This window comes from Methylobacterium sp. J-001, from assembly GCF_022829565.1.
GTDB lineage: Bacteria > Pseudomonadota > Alphaproteobacteria > Rhizobiales > Beijerinckiaceae > Methylobacterium.
The window spans coordinates 1-301 of sequence record NZ_JAKSYN010000140.1 but is presented as its reverse complement, the minus strand read 5'-3'; the positions used below and the strand labels follow the sequence as shown (position 1 = coordinate 301).

The following is a 301-nucleotide window of genomic DNA, read 5'->3' as shown; positions in this document are numbered from 1 at the left end:
CGGTCGCGGCCCGACCAGGCTCATCTCGCCGCGCAGGACGTTCCACAGCTGCGGCAGCTCGTCCAGCGAGGTCGTGCGCAGCACTTGGCCGATGGCGGTGATGCTCGGGTCGTCGGAAATCTTGTGCGTAGCGGCCCATTCTGCCCGGGCCCGCGGGCTGGCGGCCAGATGCGCAGCCAGCACGCCCGCGCCGTCCGTGACCATTGAGCGGAACTTAAAGCCGCCGAAGCTGCGTTCGTCCCGGCCGACCAGCAGGTGCCGGAACAGCGGCGTCGTGCAGTCGCCTGCCCAACACAGCACC

The 301-nt window shown here is 70.1% G+C and carries 1 protein-coding gene; it reads right to left on the bottom strand.

Going from position 1 to position 301, the window contains the following annotated elements:
- The coding region (locus MKK65_RS18575) for a sugar transferase (protein WP_409565453.1) at nucleotides 1–301 on the bottom strand (301 nt) is incomplete at both ends.